This window comes from Jeotgalicoccus sp. WY2, assembly GCF_018437745.1.
Lineage (GTDB): Bacteria > Bacillota > Bacilli > Staphylococcales > Salinicoccaceae > Jeotgalicoccus > Jeotgalicoccus psychrophilus.
Map to the genome: position 1 here is coordinate 943,277 of NZ_CP049818.1, position 17,780 is coordinate 961,056.

12 protein-coding genes, 3 tRNA genes, 3 rRNA genes and 3 pseudogenes are annotated in these 17,780 nt (G+C 42.5%); 2 read left to right on the forward strand and 19 right to left on the reverse strand.

Annotated elements, in window-relative coordinates; all coding sequences use genetic code 11:
- Positions 1-23 precede the first annotated feature (23 nt).
- The 5 genes and pseudogenes from G4D76_RS05590 to G4D76_RS05610 form a co-directional block, all read right to left on the reverse strand.
- Entirely contained in the window at positions 24-359 is a 336-nt protein-coding gene (locus G4D76_RS05590; protein ID WP_213810788.1) for a GH32 C-terminal domain-containing protein, read from the reverse strand.
- Positions 316-1,482, reverse strand: coding sequence for a glycoside hydrolase family 32 protein (locus G4D76_RS05595; protein ID WP_213810789.1), 1,167 nt, complete (start codon positions 1,480-1,482; stop codon positions 316-318). Before G4D76_RS05595 ends, G4D76_RS05590 begins: the two co-directional genes overlap by 44 nt.
- A 24-nt stretch (positions 1,483-1,506) precedes the next feature.
- A pseudogene (gene tatC, locus G4D76_RS05600) lies at positions 1,507-2,220 on the reverse strand (twin-arginine translocase subunit TatC); the annotation flags it as partial.
- An 80-nt stretch (positions 2,221-2,300) separates the two neighbouring features.
- On the reverse strand, positions 2,301-2,531 hold the full coding sequence (locus G4D76_RS05605; protein ID WP_051238956.1) for a twin-arginine translocase TatA/TatE family subunit: 231 nt from the start codon (positions 2,529-2,531) through the stop codon (positions 2,301-2,303).
- Between the two features lie 41 nt (positions 2,532-2,572).
- Positions 2,573-3,205 carry a redox-sensing transcriptional repressor Rex gene (locus G4D76_RS05610; RefSeq protein WP_026858549.1) on the reverse strand — a complete coding sequence of 211 codons (633 nt, stop codon included), beginning with the start codon at positions 3,203-3,205 and terminating at the stop codon, positions 2,573-2,575.
- 126 nt (positions 3,206-3,331) lie between these two features.
- On the opposite strand from G4D76_RS05610, the pseudogene G4D76_RS05615 reads away from it, so the two are divergent.
- A pseudogene (locus tag G4D76_RS05615) lies at positions 3,332-5,247 on the forward strand (ABC-F family ATP-binding cassette domain-containing protein).
- 334 nt (positions 5,248-5,581) lie between these two features.
- Here the strand turns inward: G4D76_RS05615 and G4D76_RS05620 are convergent.
- The 14 genes from G4D76_RS05620 to G4D76_RS05680 form a co-directional block, all read right to left on the reverse strand.
- Positions 5,582-5,797 (reverse strand): VOC family protein, encoded by a 216-nt coding sequence (locus tag G4D76_RS05620; protein ID WP_213810791.1) that lies wholly within the window; start codon positions 5,795-5,797, stop codon positions 5,582-5,584.
- Complete coding sequence (locus G4D76_RS05625; protein WP_213810792.1) at positions 5,740-6,018, reverse strand: VOC family protein; 279 nt, start codon at positions 6,016-6,018, stop codon at positions 5,740-5,742. Before G4D76_RS05625 ends, G4D76_RS05620 begins: the two co-directional genes overlap by 58 nt.
- Positions 6,019-6,084: 66 nt before the next feature.
- Entirely contained in the window at positions 6,085-6,867 is a 783-nt protein-coding gene (locus G4D76_RS14760; protein ID WP_250130216.1) for an ATP-binding cassette domain-containing protein, read from the reverse strand.
- Positions 6,868-6,892: 25 nt separating this feature from the next.
- Complete coding sequence (locus tag G4D76_RS14765) at positions 6,893-7,537, reverse strand: ATP-binding cassette domain-containing protein (protein WP_250130217.1); 645 nt, start codon at positions 7,535-7,537, stop codon at positions 6,893-6,895.
- 226 nt (positions 7,538-7,763) lie between these two features.
- Positions 7,764-8,828: a tRNA (adenosine(37)-N6)-threonylcarbamoyltransferase complex transferase subunit TsaD gene (tsaD, locus tag G4D76_RS05635; RefSeq protein ID WP_213810793.1), complete on the reverse strand. Its 1,065-nt coding sequence runs from the start codon at positions 8,826-8,828 to the stop codon at positions 7,764-7,766.
- Positions 8,821-9,246, reverse strand: a complete 426-nt coding sequence (gene rimI, locus G4D76_RS05640) for a ribosomal protein S18-alanine N-acetyltransferase (protein WP_051238955.1) — start codon at positions 9,244-9,246, stop codon at positions 8,821-8,823. Before rimI ends, tsaD begins: the two co-directional genes overlap by 8 nt.
- A 245-nt stretch (positions 9,247-9,491) precedes the next feature.
- Positions 9,492-9,677, reverse strand: coding sequence for a hypothetical protein (locus G4D76_RS16730; RefSeq protein WP_371814610.1), 186 nt, complete (start codon positions 9,675-9,677; stop codon positions 9,492-9,494).
- Positions 9,678-9,925: 248 nt separating this feature from the next.
- Complete coding sequence (gene tsaE, locus G4D76_RS05650; RefSeq protein WP_213810794.1) at positions 9,926-10,315, reverse strand: tRNA (adenosine(37)-N6)-threonylcarbamoyltransferase complex ATPase subunit type 1 TsaE; 390 nt, start codon at positions 10,313-10,315, stop codon at positions 9,926-9,928.
- Between the two features lie 109 nt (positions 10,316-10,424).
- A 5S ribosomal RNA gene (gene rrf / locus G4D76_RS05655) occupies positions 10,425-10,539 on the reverse strand.
- 83 nt (positions 10,540-10,622) lie between these two features.
- Positions 10,623-13,510 (reverse strand): 23S ribosomal RNA (locus G4D76_RS05660).
- A gap of 234 nt (positions 13,511-13,744) precedes the next feature.
- A 16S ribosomal RNA gene (locus G4D76_RS05665) occupies positions 13,745-15,296 on the reverse strand.
- Together the 16S, 23S and 5S rRNA genes with 3 tRNA genes alongside form the textbook arrangement of a ribosomal RNA operon.
- A 183-nt stretch (positions 15,297-15,479) precedes the next feature.
- Positions 15,480-15,553, reverse strand: a tRNA-Gly gene (locus tag G4D76_RS05670).
- 27 nt (positions 15,554-15,580) lie between these two features.
- Positions 15,581-15,669: transfer RNA gene (locus tag G4D76_RS05675), tRNA-Leu, on the reverse strand.
- Between the two features lie 202 nt (positions 15,670-15,871).
- Positions 15,872-15,947, reverse strand: a tRNA-Glu gene (locus tag G4D76_RS05680).
- Between the two features lie 312 nt (positions 15,948-16,259).
- On the opposite strand from G4D76_RS05680, the pseudogene G4D76_RS05685 reads away from it, so the two are divergent.
- Positions 16,260-17,761 (forward strand): annotated as a pseudogene (locus G4D76_RS05685) (catalase).
- Positions 17,762-17,780: the final 19 nt, after the last annotated feature.

The following is a 17,780-nucleotide window of genomic DNA, read 5'->3' on the forward strand; positions in this document are numbered from 1 at the left end:
ATTTTTCGCTATATTTATATCTGTTATTGCAATTCGAGCGGATACTGTGTTAACTGTACACGGCAGTCTCCAAATTCCGTTACCATCTCGAGTCCCTCAGCATTATCACTTGGGAAAATTCTTGCTGTCATTGTATATTTTCCGTCGTTAATAAATACTTCGATACTCGATTTATCCACGTAAATTCTCATGTTACTAAGGTCTTCTTCAAGCTTAATCTGCCTCACCAGGCCGTCTACATTCAATATTTCCTCACCGCTGAATGTCCGGTCCAGCGTCAGAATCTGCTCGTCACTGTCGTAAACGAGTTTAGTTTCATGACGCGTGTTTTTGCGCAGATATATGTAGTATCGACGCATTGTTTTCCAGTATATCGATATTCAGTTCATAGACTTCACCGTAAAAAGCCGTCAGTTTCGTCGGATATTCTTTGAAATATCCTTCGGCTGTAATTGCTTCACCGCGCATCTTCTCTAAATTAGGATGAGGTGTTTGTCTAATTCTGTCTCCGTCTATCGTCAGCACTCTCGGAATTGTCATTGCATTAACTGTTTTGTCTGCTGCTGAAGGATAGCCGCTCTCTTCTGCTGCCATCCATGCAATCAGCACTCTGTTGCCATCTTCATCTACTGTCGTTGCAGGACGGTAAAAGTCAAAGCCGCCGTCAAATTCATAAAAGTCATCGTGGATGAAGTAATTTCCCTGACGTTCGAAATCACCGATCATATAACCCGATTGGTAGATGTTCCAAAAATTCGTAGAGAATTTATCGAGTCCTCTGGCATTGAATATAAATACTGAATCCATATCCAGATCAAAAAACTCCGGCTGTTCCCATAAGTAGCCGAAGACTTTATAGCCTGTATCCAGTTCACTATCAAATCTCAATTCTTCCACTGACGGACCGCGGTATATGAGCACTCTGCCGAACTCTTCCCGGTTCATCGTGCCGACGAACATTACGACTTCTCTGTCGGTTACAGTAACGTAAGGATTACGGAAGTACTCAAGATATTCCGCTGGCGTATTTCTTATCAGCGGACTTGCATACTTCTGAACTTTACCGTCGGTATTCATATAACCGCCAAGCTGGGACGTCATCAGCTCATCGCCTCTCAGACGTTCTCCTGTATAAAAGTAACTGATTTCATTGAACACCTTAGACAAGCTTCCACCGAATATATTCTCAGCATCATACAGCGAGTCCGGTTTAATTTTCACGCCTTCACTGTGAAATGTTACAAGATCTCTTGACGTTGCATGATAGATGTATTTACTGTCAGGTGTGACTGTTAAATCACTGTCCGGTGACCATTCATAAAATAAATGATAAATACCATTTACATAGTTAAATCCCGTCGGGGCACCTAAAAATCCAAATGGCGGCTGAACATGATATACCTGTTTCCACTTCGAATCATCAGCTGCTTGTATTAAATCGTCTATCTCTGCACGCGAAATTTCTTCAAGTTTTTTTGGCATATATGTTCATTACCTCCCATTTTATTACAGCTCATCTTCCAACTGCTGCTGTTCTGCTTTTAAATATCTGCGGTAGCCAATTTTTGAAATATGAATACTGATTTCATATAAAATAATCATCGGAACTGTCAGCAGTAAGTGCGTCATAATATCCGGCGGAGCAATAATTGCTGCCAGCACAAACATAATAAAATATGCATATTTTCTGTTCTTCTTCAGGAACATCGGCGTAATAATACCCAGCTGTGTTAAGAACAATGTCAGCACCGGCATTTGGAATATAAAGCCGAACGGCAGTATTGTTCTGAACAGGAAGCCGAAATACTGGTTAATACCAATCGTCGTTTCAATTCCCATTTCAACAGATAAATCAAATGTAAATTTAATAATATACGGTACAACAACAAAGTAGCCAAATGCGATGCCAAGCAGCATTAGAATCATGACTACCGGTATGTACAGCAGCGTTATACTTCGTTCCTTCTCATACAGCCCGGGAGTGATAAACGACCACAGCTGATACATAATAACTGGTAAAATTATAATAAAGGCAATAGCCACAATAACAATTAAATAAATTTTAAGCGGATCTGTGACCTGGAATGCGTGCATCTGAACATTTTCTGTCCATGGTGCATTCTGTAATTGATATATTAATGGTTTTGAGAAATAAAAACCGGCAAATAATGCGGCAGCAAAGAAGTACATTACCGTTAATAAACGTTTTCTCAGCTCTTCAAAATGCTCGGTAAACTCTCTTCCTCATCGGCCATTTAAATCACCTCTTTAAAAAAAGGCGGCTTTCGCCACCCTCTAATTTATGCTTCTGATTCAATTTTTTTAGGTTCTTCTTTTTTAGCTTCGCTGTCTGATTTTCTGCTGACTCTGTCGTCGTCATCATCATCGTCATCAGCCAGACCTTTAGTAGCGTCTTTAAATTCTTTCAGTGTAGAACCGACTGCTTTACCGAACTGCGGAAGTTTCTTAGGTCCGAAAATGATAAGCGCTACTACTGCAATAACGATTAAACTTACTGGAGTAACCGCCATTAATGTATTTGGTAAAAGAACTTCTATCATGAATACCCCTCCTATTTATTTTTCATCTGGAAAAATAGTGCCTGCAGCTCTACGCCTAAGTCAATACTGTGTACAGTCACATCAGGACCAGTGCTCAGCCGGATAGGTGTAAAGTTAAGAATGCCTTTAATCCCTGCTTGTTCTAAACGTTCTGCGGACTCTTGTCCAGCTTCCATCGGCACAGTCATAATTGCAACTTCAACGTTCTCCTGCTGTATGATTGCCTCTAAATCATCTGTATGAAAAATACTAATACCATTAATCTCATTTCCTACAAGTGATTGATTGCTGTCAAAAGCGCCAACTACATTCATTTTATCATGAATGTTTGCAAATTTGTAGTTCAATAACGCACTGCCAAGATTACCTGCACCAAGAAGTATTACATTTTTTACATTACTCCCCTGGATGTGTTCCAGAAAGAACTTAAGCAGGCTGCTGACGTTATAGCCATAACCTTTTCTGCCTAATTCTCCAAAATAAGAAAAGTCCCTGCGAATAGTCGCTGAGTCAATGTCTAATGCTTCACTAATTTCTTTCGAGGAAACTCTATCATTACCATTATTCTCTTCTTGTTTGAAGTAACGATAATAAAGCGGTAGACGTTTCATAGTTGCATTAGGGATTTTTTTCTTGTTAGACATTCCCTTTCACCTCTATATTTCTAGTCGCTCAATTATAACATAATATATAGCGGCTGCCACCGGTTTCTCTGGTCGAAATATGTCGTTTTTTCGTGTAAACTAAAGAGTGAAATGAGGTAGGCAATAATGATACTTTTACAATTGGGAAATGTCTCAAAGTCATACGGTACGAATACAATCTTTGAAAACCTTGATCTCGAAGTGAAGTCAGGGGAAACGCTTGGTATCGTCGGTAAAAACGGTGCAGGCAAAAGTACTTTAATGAAAGTCATGGCTGATGAACTGACATACGACAGCGGCACAATCAGCATGCCTAAAAATGTTTCACTCGGATATCTTGCTCAGCAGATGACGCTGGAGTCTGAAGAAACTGTCAGAGATGAACTTCAGAAGCCCTTCTCTGATATTCTTAAAATGAATACTGATATGGCAGAAATAGCTGAATGGCTGGCTGAACATGAACATACACATCCGGACTATACTGAAAAACTTAAAAGGTATGAAAATATACAACTCAGATATGAACACAGTGACGGCTATACAATCGATGCCCAAATTAAGAGTGTACTGACGGGGCTGCAGTTTACAGAAGCTGACCTGGAACGTAAAGTTGAAGAGTTTTCAGGCGGTCAGAAAACACGTCTCGCTCTCGGCAAGATGCTCTTGACGAAGCCGGATCTGCTGCTGCTCGATGAGCCTACCAACCATTTGGATATGGCAACTGTTGAATGGCTGGAACAATATTTGAAGAGCTATCACGGGGCAGTGGTTATTATTAGTCACGACCGTTACTTTTTGGACCGCACCGTCGATAAAATTTATGAAATCGAGTTACACCGTGGAACGCTCTATCATACAAACTATACAAATTACGTTAAAGAAAAAGAGAAAACACACCGTCTCAGAATGAAGCAGTATGAGCGTGAACAGGGCGAAGTTAAACGCTTAGAGACTTTTATCGATAAAAATATTACCCGTGCATCAACTTCAGGCATGGCTAAGGACCGCCGCAAGAAACTTGAAATGATGGACCGCATGGATAAACCGTTCATCGACCGTTCGAGTGCAGACTTCCACTTCACGATTAAACGTGAAAGCGGCAATGATGTGCTCCGCTTAAAAGAATTATCAATCGGCTACGATGAAACTGTACTCCGGAGCGATTTATCTTTTAATGTAGATAAAGGAGAACGTCTCGCTGTTTTAGGACCGAACGGTATCGGTAAATCGACGCTTGCTAAAACAATCGCAAAAATTATTCCGGCACTGTCCGGCAATATTCAGTACGGTACAAATGTGACTATCGGCTACTACGATCAGAAACAAGCCGAGTTCACTTCTCAGAATAATGTTCTCGAAGAACTCTGGAAAGAATATCCGCAGATGAAAGAAAGCGACATTAGAAAAATACTCGGCCGCTTCTTATTTACTCAAGATGAAGTAATGAAGCAGGTCAACTCATTAAGCGGCGGGGAAAAAGCAAGAATACAGCTGGCTAAACTGATGCTGGAAGAAAATAATCTGCTTATCCTCGATGAACCGACAAACCATTTGGACATCGACAGTAAGGAAGTGCTGGAAACCGCACTCGAAAACTTCCCGGGAACGATTATCGTGGTCTCTCACGATCGTTACTTCATTGATAAAATTGCGACCCGTGTCATGGAAATAGAACCGCATAAGGTAATGATGGTCGACGGCGACTACAGCTACTTCCTGCATAAGAAAAAAGAAGCTGAATTTATGGAAGTACCTGTTGAAACAGCAGCAGAGAAAAAGAAAACGTCTCTGATTATGAGGCCCAGAAACAAAAACGCAATGAATTAAAGCGTGTTAAAAAACAAAGTGAAAAGCTTGAGCAGGAAATACAGACGCTGGAAACTGAACTGACGATGATAGAAGATAAACTGGTTGCACCTGAAGTATTTAATGACTACGAGAAAGCACAGGAATTAAATGACAGGCTGCAGGAAATTAATCAGAAACTTGAAGAACTGATGACCGAATGGTCAGAAGCTGAGGAACTGCTCGCTGAACTTTAAAGATTTTTACAGAAATTTTACTGTATGTTCGATGAAACAGTAAAATTTCTCTTAAAAAGTTATGCACAGGAGGAATGCTGTTATTAGTGCATTCCACATCGTTTATCCACAGAATTCATAGTTATCAACACGCTTATCCACAGATTAGTGCACAGTTCTGGATAAGTTATCCACATTCTATCCACAAACTGTGGACAAAACGTACGTTCCGTCTTGACAGAACAAACACTGTGTCAAACGTATTATTAAGTGAATGTACGTTCGAATTAATAATCATATTTAAATAAAAAACAGGCACTGAATCTTGATTTTAAGATCAGTGCCTGTTTTTAATTTATTCTCCGCTGATCATCCAGTTAATTCCATAGGGATCTTTAAAACTCGCGAAGTATTCAGTCCACTCTGTTGGACCTGCTACCATGTCTGCTCTGCAGCCTGCTTCAATTGCTTTCTCGTAAAATTGTTTTACCTGCTGCAGCTCATCACTATTATTTATATCGAACGTAAAGGCAAGAATTGCACCAGTGTTATCAATCTCTTTTGTTCCCACGTAGAACTCGCCATAAACTTCTGTCCGAGCACTTCAAACTCAGCGTTCATAAGAAAAGTCTCTGCGTCTTCTTGTGACATGCCCATCTCATCGAGTGCATCAGCGAACATTGGATCAGAAGCAAGTACTCTGGAGTTAATTACAGCATCAAAATTTTTCTCGTAAAATTCGAGCGCTTCGAGTGCATTGGAATAGTTAAAGTACTGAATTGCTTTAATCATAATTCCACCTCTGTTCTGCAGATTAAATTCATTTACATTATACACCCGGATAACAATAAATTAAAATTATTTTATCCGCTGTAACTTTTGATTTTCAATCCTATATATCTGATTTGCTGTACGCTCTACAAAATATTGGTCATGCGACGTTAAAATAATCGTTCCCTTGTATGCTTTTATAAATTTTTCAAGCGCTTCAATCGTTGCTAAATCGATAAAGTTTGTCGGTTCATCCAGAATAATCACATTCGATGGTTTCACAAACATCAATGCCAGAGAAACTCTCGTTGCTTCACCGCCGCTTAATTTATTTACAGGTTTCATAACTTCATGAGGGCTGAATCCTAAACTCACGAGCATACTTCTGACAACAGGCTCCTCGAGCTCGGTATGGCGCATTAAAAATTTAACTGCCGATTCATCTCCAAAAAGCTTATAATCCATTTGCTTATACTGTTCTATCGTAACCTTCGGTGAAATATCAAAGTAATTTTCTCCATTTACTATATCTTGAAGGAGGCTTGATTTCCCCGTGCCATTATTTCCTGTCACCGCTATCGTCTGTCCAAGCGGAAATTGAAAGCTTACATTATCCAAAATTTTACTGCCTCTTTTAACCGTTATATCCTGTCCCATTATTGGGAATTTATTATGCAGTATCATCGCTTTTGTGAGTGGAAATTCTAATTCAGCCTGATGTTCCGGCAGTATTGTTTCTTTCAGCTGCTCCATACGGCTTTCCATTGCTTTAGCAGTTTTAAACGCCTGTTTTTGTACAGTATCTTTCTGCTTGGAACTCGACAGCCGGTCTGGCTTAATATCCTGCCCCTTACTTTTACTGCCTGACATCATTTTTTCTGCTTTGGCTTTCTGTTTATTTATAGCAGAATTCAGCCGTTCTTTCTTTGTTCACATTCTCATGCTCACGTTCCTGTTCCAGCTTTTCTTTATTCTTTATTTCTTCATATTCTGTATAGTTCCCTGTATACTCAGTCACTGTTCCATCCGAGACTTCCCAGATTTTAGTCGCAAGACTGTTAATAAAATGCCTGTCATGACTGACAAAAATTAGTGTCCCGTAATAATATTCCAATTCGCTGATTAAATACTCAATACTTTCCTGATCGAGATGTGTTGTCGGTTCATCCAGCAGAAGACCCGTCTTATAGTCTGACAATGTCTGCACCAGTCTGAATTTAGTTTCTTCTCCGCCGCTTAATTTTGCATTATCCGGTACATTCATCCGGCTCAGCATTTCAAAATCCAGCGTCTCATCGATATTTCGATTGAGCTCTCCAATCTGGCTTAAATAATTAAATTCGGTTTCTCTCTGAACTTCACCTGTAAATTCTTTAAACTCACCGGCAATTATTTTTAACAGAGTAGATTTGCCTATACCGTTTCGTCCTACAACAGCAATACGGTCATTCATATATGCCGACATGTTTTCAATATCAAAAATATCTTTGTTACCGAAACTTACTGATATGTTACTCAGCTTTATACTTAATTCATTCATTATAATTTGCACTCCTTGTGAGCTTGCAAACTATATTTTTATACAAAAAAAGAGACAGCATTTTGCTGTCTCAAACTTATATTTCCACTTTAAAAAAGGACATACTACTCCCGTGTATAAATATAGTTTGAACAAGACTTTTGAAATTTTTTTAAATTATTGATTCAAAAGTGTGTTCCATATACGCGGTATCATGTCATGCCCCTCCTTAAATTATTTATCCATATTATACCATATCCGATAGTGAAAATATACTCTTTTCATATTCTAAAACGCATATTCTCTCTATATCGATAAAATTCCGTCCATTAAGTGTTAAGTCTGCTAAATGGTCTTTGTTATATAAATGATATGCTGCAGCACCAATCATTGCAGCATTATCTGTACAGAATTTCAATTTTGGAATTTGCAGATTAATATTTTTATCAATACACATCGATGAAAATCTGCTGCGTATTTCGCTGTTGCCTGCAACACCGCCTGCAATGATCAGGTTTTCAACATCATATTCTTTCAATGCTGCGAATGTTTTCGCTGTCAGTACGTCAGTGACACTTGCCTGGAAGCTCGCTGCCACATCGTTCTTATTCACTTCAATACCTTTTTGATTATAGTTATGAAGTTTATTAATCACCGCAGATTTTAAGCCTGAGAAACTGAAATCAAACGTCTCTTCTTTCATTAATCCTCTCGGAAAATTAAAGGTATCTTCTCCGCTCTGTGCGAGCTTATCGATATGCGGGCCGCCGGGATAAGGCAGGTCTATTACTCTCGCCACTTTATCGAAAGCTTCTCCGACAGCATCGTCTCTCGTCTCACCGATAATTTCAAATGACATATGATCCTTCATATATATAAGCTCTGTATGCCCGCCTGACACAACGAGTGCTATAAGGGGGAATACGAGCGGCTTTTCAAGCTGTGCCGCGTAAATATGCCCGGCAATATGATGTACCGGTACTAACGGCAGGTCGTGCACATAAGCAAATGTTTTCGCTGCATTAATACCGATTAACAGTGCCCCTATAAGTCCGGGCCCTTCAGTCACAGCAACTGCCGTTAAGTCTGAAGGCTCAAGCTCTGCATCCTCTAGTGCCTGATCTATAACGTGTGTAATTGCTTCTACATGATGACGTGATGCAACTTCCGGCACAACGCCGCCAAATCGTTTATGGCTGTCTATCTGGCTAACTACTACATTCGATAAAATCTCATTCCCATTTTGAATAACGCTGGCTGCAGTCTCGTCGCAGCTCGTTTCTATCGCCAGTATTTTAATATCTTTACTCATTAAGATTCACCCACATCACGTGTGCATCAAGTCCTTCTCCGTAATAGTTTTTACGTACACCGCCGTATTTAAAGCCATTTCGTTCATACAGTCTCATAGCCGGTGTATTATCGACCCGCACTTCCAGTGAGACAACGTCCGCCTGCGGCTTTACATATTCTTTAATATGCTCGATAAGCAGATGACTGTATCCTTTACCCCGCACTTTCTTAGCAACAGCAACCGTGGTAATCTGACACTGGTCCACAACCAGCCATATTCCTGTATAACCAACAATCTCACCCTCTAGTTCCATTACAAAATAGTGAGCGAATTTATTCATTACAAGTTCTCTCGTGTAAGCTTCCATCGTCCACGTTGAGTTTTTAAACGCTTCGACTTCTATATCGTATACAGCGTTTAAATCTTCAACTTTCATTGCTCTAATTACTGGTTGTCCTGCCAATTTCTTTCCGCCTCCGAGATGCGCAGATAATCAGGTACAAGCTGATCAGCATCTTCAAGTTTAATGCTTTTTCATAAGTTCTACCTCTGAAATTCTAGGTGTACATGAGTATACTCAACAATATCAATTGTAATTTTTCCTGGCTGTTCAGTAAATACACAGCCTCATCAACATCAGCTGATAAAGCCTTAAATTCAACGTATGATGGTGCAATAACTTCAGTATATCATCTTCTTCGATATTGTACAATGCACCGTAAACATGCGCTTTTCGCATCGATAAGCGGCACAGTATTTCCTGTAAACATGATTCGATACAGCAAGTACAAATAATGATGATACTGAATATACAGGAACATTAAGCTGTTTTGCGAGCATCTTGGCAACTGTAATGCCTATTCTCACTCCTGTATATGAACCTGGGCCTCTTGCGACAATTATTCTATCTATCTCAGATTTCTTATCTGCAATTGAGAGGACTTTTGAATGTATCCACCAGCGTTTCAGAGTGGGTTTAATTCGTTGATTTCTGCAGCCATTTTACTATTGCGGTTTACCGCAACCGACAGTGCCTGATTGCTTGTATCAAGCAGAGTAAACTTATCATAGACATCCTCCGCAATTTTAATTATTATCTCCTGTAGCTTCAATAGTCACAAGACGCTCGTTTTCATTTCGTACTGAATATTAATCTTGATTGCTTCAGGTAAAAATTCAGCTATGAATTGCGGCCATTCTACAAGCGCAATATCAGTATCGTTAAAATATTCATCGAAGCCTAAGTCTTCTTCTGAATCTTCCAGGCGGTAACAGTCCATATGATGAAGCTTAACATCCGCGTTATATGATTTTATAATATTAAATGTCGGTGATGTCATATGTCTTTTCACACCTAAATACTTACCTAAAAACTGTGAAAATGTCGTCTTGCCGCTGCCTAGATCTCCTGACAGCAGGATAACAGTACCTCCGGAAATTTCACCGGATAATAGCTTAGCAAGCCGTTCAGTATCTGCCAATGAATTAAATTTTAAAGTATGCATGATGATACTCCTCTAATAAATAATATATTAATCTATTTAATACAAAAAAAGAGACCTCGAAAGGTCTCAATGCGGCTCATCGCATCCATTTTGTAAATCTTATGTAATCGCCTGGCAGCGTCCTACTCTTGCGGGACGTCAGTCCAACTACCATCGGCGCTGGAGAGCTTAACTGCTGTGTTCGACATGGGAACAGGTGTGGCCTCTCCGCCATCGCCGCCAGACTATTAGTGAATGTATATACATTCAAAACCGGATAGAAGTATCGAGAAGAGTGAACGCACTCTTTTAATTTCTGGTCTTACTTTTGAATAAGTCATCGATGGATTAGTATTTGTCCGCTGAATGTGTTGCCACACTTACACGCCAAACCTATCAACCTCATAGTCTCTGAGGCATCTATTGGGGAAATCTCATCTTGAGGGGGGCTTCATGCTTAGATGCTTTCAGCATTTATCCCGTCCATACGTAGCTACCCAGCTATGCCGTTGGCACGACAACTGGTACACCAGTGGTATGTCCATCCCGGTCCTCTCGTACTAAGGACAGCGCCTCTCAAATTTCCTACGCCCACGACGGATAGGGACCGAACTGTCTCACGACGTTCTGAACCCAGCTCGCGTACCGCTTTAATGGGCGAACAGCCCAACCCTTGGGACCGACTACAGCCCCAGGATGCGATGAGCCGACATCGAGGTGCCAAACCTCCCCGTCGATGTGAACTCTTGGGGGAGATAAGCCTGTTATCCCCGGGGTAGCTTTTATCCGTTGAGCGATGGCCCTTCCATGCGGAACCACCGGATCACTAAGTCCGTCTTTCGACCCTGCTCGACTTGTAGGTCTCGCAGTCAAGCACCCTTATGCCTTTACACTCTGTGAATGATTTCCAACCATTCTGAGGGTACCTTTGAGCGCCTCCGTTACTCTTTAGGAGGCGACCGCCCCAGTCAAACTGTCCATCTGACACTGTCTCCCAGCCGGATCACGGCTGCGGGTTAGAATCTCAACCACACCAGGGTGGTATCCCACCATTGCCTCCACATAGACTAACGTCCATGCTTCATCGGCTCCCACCTATCCTGTACAGGTGGAGTCAAGATTCAATATCAAATTACAGTAAAGCTCCACGGGGTCTTTCCGTCCTGTCGCGGGTAACCTGCATCTTCACAGGTACTATGATTTCACCGAGCCTCTCGTTGAGACAGTGCCCAAATCGTTACGCCTTTCGTGCGGGTCAGAACTTACCTGACAAGGAATTTCGCTACCTTAGGACCGTTATAGTTACGGCCGCCGTTTACTGGGGCTTCAATTCGTACCTTCGCTTGCGCTAAGCACTCCTCTTAACCTTCCAGCACCGGGCAGGCGTCAGCCCCTATACTTCACCTTTCGGTTTGGCAGAGACCTGTGTTTTTGGTAAACAGTCGCTTGGGCCTATTCACTGCGGCTTATATTGCTATAAGCACCCCTTCTCCCGAAGTTACGGGGTCATTTTGCCGAGTTCCTTAACGAGAGTTCGCTCGCTCACCTTAGAATTCTCTTCCCAACTACCTGTGTCGGTTTACGGTACGGGCAGTATGATTACTTGCTAGAAGCTTTTCTTGGCAGTGTGAGTCCATATGCTTCGCCTACTATTTTCGGCTCCCCATCACCACTTAGCCTTAATGCATGCCGGATTTGCCTAACATGCAGCCTTATGGCTTGGACGCGCTCTTCCTTCCGCGCGCTCATCTTTTCCTTCTGCGTCACTCCATCACTCAAATGCAATCTTACTGGTACAGGAATTTCTACCTGTTGTCCATCGCCTACGCTTATCGCCTCGGCTTAGGTCCCGACTTACCCAGAGCGGACGAGCCTACCTCTGGAAACCTTAGTCGTTCGGTGGACGGGATTCTCACCCGTCTTTCGCTACTCACACCGGCATTCTCACTTCTAAGCGCTCCACATGTCCTTACGATCATGCTTCGCCGCACTTAGAACGCTCTCCTACCATTAAAATAAATTTTAATCCACAGTTTCGGTAATATGTTTAGCCCCGGTACATTTTCGGCGCAGCGTCACTTGACTAGTGAGCTATTACGCACTCTTTAAATGATGGCTGCTTCTAAGCCAACATCCTAGTTGTCTGTGCAACGCCACATCCTTTTCCACTTAACATATATTTGGGGACCTTAACTGGTGGTCTGGGCTGTTTCCCTCTCGACAATGGACCTTATCACCCACTGTCTGACTCCCATACATCACATCTGTGGCATTCGGAGTTTGTCTGAACTCGGTAACCCGGGATGGGCCCCTCATCCAAACAGTGCTCTACCTCCACGATGCTAATATGAGGCTATACCTAAATATATTTCGGAGAGAACGAGCTATCTCCAGGTTCGATTGGAATTTCACCCCTACCCACAACTCATCCGGTCACTTTTCAACGTAAGTCGGTTCGGCCCTCCATTCAGTGTTACCTGAACTTCAGCCTGGTCATGGGTAGATCACCTGGTTTCGCGTCTACAAACAATACTCATTCGCCCTATTCAGACTCGCTTTCGCTGCGGCTCCACATCATCTGCTTAACCTTGCATATATTCGTAACTCGCCGGTTCATTCTACAAAAGGCACGCCATCACCCATTAACGGGCTCTGACTACTTGTAAGCGCATGGTTTCAGGATCTATTTCACTCCCCTTCCGGGGTGCTTTTCACCTTTCCCTCACGGTACTGGTTCACTATCGGTTAGCAAGGAGTATTTAGCCTTGGGAGATGGTCCTCCCGGATTCCGACGGAATTCCTCGTGTTCCGCCGTACTCAGGATACGTTCTAAATTTATCGACTTTTTAACTACGGGACTCTTACCCCCTGCGGTTGGCCTTCCCAGACCATTCGTCTAAGTCTTTAAATCCGTTGTGAACGTCCTACAACCCCAGCCGAAGCTGGTTTGGGCTCTTCCCCGTTCGCTCGCCGCTACTTAGGGAATCGATTTTTCTTTCTCTTCCTCTGGATACTAAGATGTTTCAGTTCTCCAGGTGTCCTCCAACAGTGCTATGTATTCACACTGTGGTAATACCTCGCGGTATTGGGTTTCCCCATTCGGAAATCTCCGGTTCAAAGCTTACTTACAGCTCCCCGAAGCATATCGGTGTTTGTTCCGTCCTTCATCGGCTCTTGCTACCTAGGCATCCGCCATGCGCCCTTCACTACTTAATCGTAATGAAATTTGTGTGAGTGTATCTTATAGATACGTTTGCGTTCTCGTTTTCAATTCTTCTTGCTCGATTTGAAATCGTTTTACTCTTCTCTTTACTTCTATACGGTTTTCAATGTACATAAATTGCTGAATGAACTTTACACTGTAAAGATACATTCAAAACTGAATACAATATGTCAAAACGTTTTTCCGAATGGTCCATCTAACAAGTAGATGCTCCATATATTCCTTAGAAAGGAGGTGATCCAGCCGCACCTTCCGATACGGCTACCTTGTTACGACTTCACCCCAGTCATCCATCCCACCTTCGACGGCTGCCTCCATAAATGGTTGGCCCACCGGCTTCAGGTGTTATCGACTTCCGTGGTGTGACGGGCGGTGTGTACAAGACCCGGGAACGTATTCACCGTAGCATGCTGATCTACGATTACTAGCGATTCCAGCTTCATGGAGTCGAGTTGCAGACTCCAATCCGAACTGAGAACAGTTTTATGGGATTCGCTTGGCCTCGCGGCGTTGCTGCCCTTTGTAACCTGTCCATTGTAGCACGTGTGTAGCCCAAATCATAAGGGGCATGATGATTTGACGTCGTCCCCACCTTCCTCCGGTTTGTCACCGGCAGTCAGTCTAGAGTGCCCAACTTAATGATGGCAACTAAACTTAAGGGTTGCGCTCGTTGCGGGACTTAACCCAACATCTCACGACACGAGCTGACGACAACCATGCACCACCTGTCACTCTGCCCCGAAGGGAAGCTGTATCTCTACAGTTGTCAGAGGATGTCAAGATTTGGTAAGGTTCTTCGCGTTGCTTCGAATTAAACCACATGCTCCACCGCTTGTGCGGGTCCCCGTCAATTCCTTTGAGTTTCAACCTTGCGGTCGTACTCCCCAGGCGGAGTGCTTAATGCGTTAGCTGCAGCACTGAGGGGCGGAAACCCCCCAACACTTAGCACTCATCGTTTACGGCGTGGACTACCAGGGTATCTAATCCTGTTTGATCCCCACGCTTTCGCACCTCAGCGTCAGTAACAGACCAGAGAGCCGCCTTCGCCACTGGTGTTCCTCCATATCTCTGCGCATTTCACCGCTACACATGGAATTCCACTCTCCTCTTCTGTACTCAAGTAAAACAGTTTCCAATGACCCTCCCCGGTTGAGCCGGGGGCTTTCACATCAGACTTATTTTACCGCCTACGCGCGCTTTACGCCCAATAATTCCGGATAACGCTTGCCACCTACGTATTACCGCGGCTGCTGGCACGTAGTTAGCCGTGGCTTTCTGGTTAAGTACCGTCATCTCAAGGCCAGTTACTACCTCAAGTATTCTTCCTTAACAACAGAGTTTTACGAGCCGAAACCCTTCATCACTCACGCGGCGTTGCTCCGTCAGACTTTCGTCCATTGCGGAAGATTCCCTACTGCTGCCTCCCGTAGGAGTCTGGGCCGTGTCTCAGTCCCAGTGTGGCCGATCACCCTCTCAGGTCGGCTATGCATCGTCGCCTTGGTGAGCTACTATCTCACCAACTAGCTAATGCACCGCAGGCCCATCCATGAGCGGCAGATAAATCCGCCTTTTAACAATTCCACTTATGTGGAAAGGTCGTATCCGGTATTAGCTACCGTTTCCGGTAGTTATCCCAATCTCAAGGGTAGGTTGCCTACGTGTTACTCACCCGTCCGCCGCTCAAATCACAGGAGCAAGCTCCTGATCTTTGCGCTCGACTTGCATGTATTAGGCACGCCGCCAGCGTTCATCCTGAGCCAGGATCAAACTCTCCATGATTGGAGAACTTAAACTTAAGCTCTTTGTGATACTGCTGACAGTATCTCGTTTGCGTTTGAATTGTTCGCCTCAATGTGTGCTTCTATATAATAGAAGACTTTTTCATTCGGAATTAAAACGTTGACATATTGTCATTCAGTTTTCAATGTTCTCTATTTTGTATTGCTCAGGTAAAATTTCTAATGGAGCGGGTAGACGGGATCGAACCGACAACATCAGCTTGGAAGGCTGAGGTTATACCATTTAACTATACCCGCATGGTATATATTATAATAAATTTTCAATGGTGCGGCTGAGAGGACTTGAACCTCCACGGGATTTAACTCCCACTAGGCCCTCAACCTAGCGCGTCTGCCGATTCCGCCACAACCGCAAAGCTTATTATATGTATTAACTTTTCGTTAATATGTTTTGAGCGACAAGAACTAGTATATCTCGTTCAGCCGTTAATGTCAACAACTAATTTCATTTAGTTTAAATCTTTTATCTTAGCCTGTTACGTTTCCGTTAACTGGTTAGATTATTTATTACTTCAGTAAATAATTGAAGTCAACAGTTTTTTTAAATAATTTAAATGGTGACCCGTACGGGACTCGAACCCGTGTTACCGCCGTGAAAGGGCGGTTGTCTTAACCGCTTGACCAACGGGCCATCTGTTTTATACAACGTTTATTAATATACAGAGTAATTGATATGAAGTCAACAGTTTCTGCCGAATTTATATAAATTTTTTATTGTTTTTTAAAACCTTCTATATAAAGGCAAATATTGAGCTGCGACTATATTATTGTCAGTCTTCTCATTTAGACACCCCCTCTCTCTCTTAACAATTAAATATTAAATAATTGTACAGCATATTAATCCAGTAAATAAAATTATTAATGCGGTTTCGGAACTTGCTTTTGCGCATTTAGCTTGGTATAGTTTATTTATAATCATTCTAATTAATGGAGGCAGTTATTGATGACAAACAAAGATAATAGACTTACTACTCTTTTCGGCAATCCTGTTGGCGATCGTGAAAACACAATGACAGCTGGCCCTCGCGGACCACTTGTTATGCAAGACCCGTATTTCCTCGACATGATGGCTCATTTCGACCGTGAAGTTATACCTGAACGCCGCATGCACGCTAAAGGTTCTGGCGCTTATGGTACATTCACAGTTACCAATGATATTTCTCAATATACAAAAGCAAGCATTTTCAGCGAAGTTGGCAAGCAGACTGAAATGTTCGCACGCTTCTCAACTGTAGCTGGTGAACGCGGTGCAGCTGATGCTGAACGCGATATTCGCGGATTTGCTTTAAAATTCTATACTGAAGAAGGTAACTGGGATTTAGTAGGTAATAACACACCTGTATTCTTCTTCCGTGATCCTAAATTATTCCCAAGTTTAAACCACGTTGTAAAACGCGACCCTAAAACTAACATGCATAACGCTGAAAGTAACTGGGACTTCTGGACTAACTTACCTGAAGCACTTCACCAGGTAACAATTATTATGACTGAACGCGGAATTCCTAAAGGTTTCAGAAACATGCACGGATTCGGTTCACACACTTACAGCATGATTAATGAAAATAACGAACGCGTATGGGTTAAATTCCACTTCCGCACTCAGCAGGGAATTGAAAACTATTCCGCTGAAGAAGCAGCTGAATTAGTTGGTGTTGACCGCGAATCTTCACAAAGAGATTTATTTAACACTATTGAAGAAGGCGACTTCCCTAAATGGAAAGTATACATTCAGGTAATGACTGAAGAACAGGCTAAAAACCACCCTGACAATCCATTCGACTTAACTAAAGTTTGGTATAAAGGCGATTATCCATTAATCCCGGTTGGTGTGAATTCGAACTTAACAAGAACCCTGAGAACTACTTTGCAGAAGTTGAGCAGGCAGCATTTGCTCCAACTAATATTGTTCCTGGTATTGGTTTCTCACCAGATAAAATGCTTCAGGGTCGTTTATTCTCATATGGAGATACTCAAAGATACCGTCTAGGCGTTAACCACCACCAGATTCCGGTTAACTCACCTAAAGGTGCAGCAAATGTCTGCCCATTCAGCCGTGACGGCGCAATGAGAGTTGACGGTAACGAAGGTTCTTCATTAAACTACTACCCGAACAGCTATGGTGCTCATAATTCACAGCCGGAAGCTAAACAGCCCGCGCTTGATCTTGAGTACAGCTCAGTTTACGAACACAACTTCCGTGAAGATGACGACAACTACTTCGAGCAGCCTGGTAAATTATTCAGACTGCAGTCAGACGAAGATAAACAGCGTCTATTCTACAACACAGCAAATGAAATGACTGGTACAACTACACGTACTAAACACCGCCATATCTTTAACTGCTATCAGGCAGATCCAGATTACGGTAAAGGTGTTGCAGCAGCATTAGGAATCGACATCAACGATGTTGATTTAGAAACTCCTGATTACTTCCACAACATGTAGTCTAATGAAAAAAACGGAA

Bases quoted from the DNA above. Each gene is read 5' to 3' on its own strand.
- G4D76_RS05590 (WP_213810788.1), bottom strand. From the start codon at position 359: ATGCGTCGATACTACATATATCTGCGCAAAAACACGCGTCATGAAACT.
- G4D76_RS05595 (WP_213810789.1), bottom strand. From the start codon at position 1,482: ATGCCAAAAAAACTTGAAGAAATTTCGCGTGCAGAGATAGACGATTTA.
- G4D76_RS05605 (WP_051238956.1), bottom strand. From the start codon at position 2,531: ATGGCGGTTACTCCAGTAAGTTTAATCGTTATTGCAGTAGTAGCGCTT.
- G4D76_RS05610 (WP_026858549.1), bottom strand. From the start codon at position 3,205: ATGTCTAACAAGAAAAAAATCCCTAATGCAACTATGAAACGTCTACCG.
- G4D76_RS05625 (WP_213810792.1), bottom strand. From the start codon at position 6,018: ATGATTAAAGCAATTCAGTACTTTAACTATTCCAATGCACTCGAAGCG.
- G4D76_RS14760 (WP_250130216.1), bottom strand. From the start codon at position 6,867: ATGTCAGGCAGTAAAAGTAAGGGGCAGGATATTAAGCCAGACCGGCTG.
- G4D76_RS14765 (WP_250130217.1), bottom strand. From the start codon at position 7,537: ATGAATGAATTAAGTATAAAGCTGAGTAACATATCAGTAAGTTTCGGT.
- tsaD (WP_213810793.1), bottom strand. From the start codon at position 8,828: ATGAGTAAAGATATTAAAATACTGGCGATAGAAACGAGCTGCGACGAG.
- rimI (WP_051238955.1), bottom strand. From the start codon at position 9,246: ATGAAAGTTGAAGATTTAAACGCTGTATACGATATAGAAGTCGAAGCG.
- tsaE (WP_213810794.1), bottom strand. From the start codon at position 10,315: ATGCATACTTTAAAATTTAATTCATTGGCAGATACTGAACGGCTTGCT.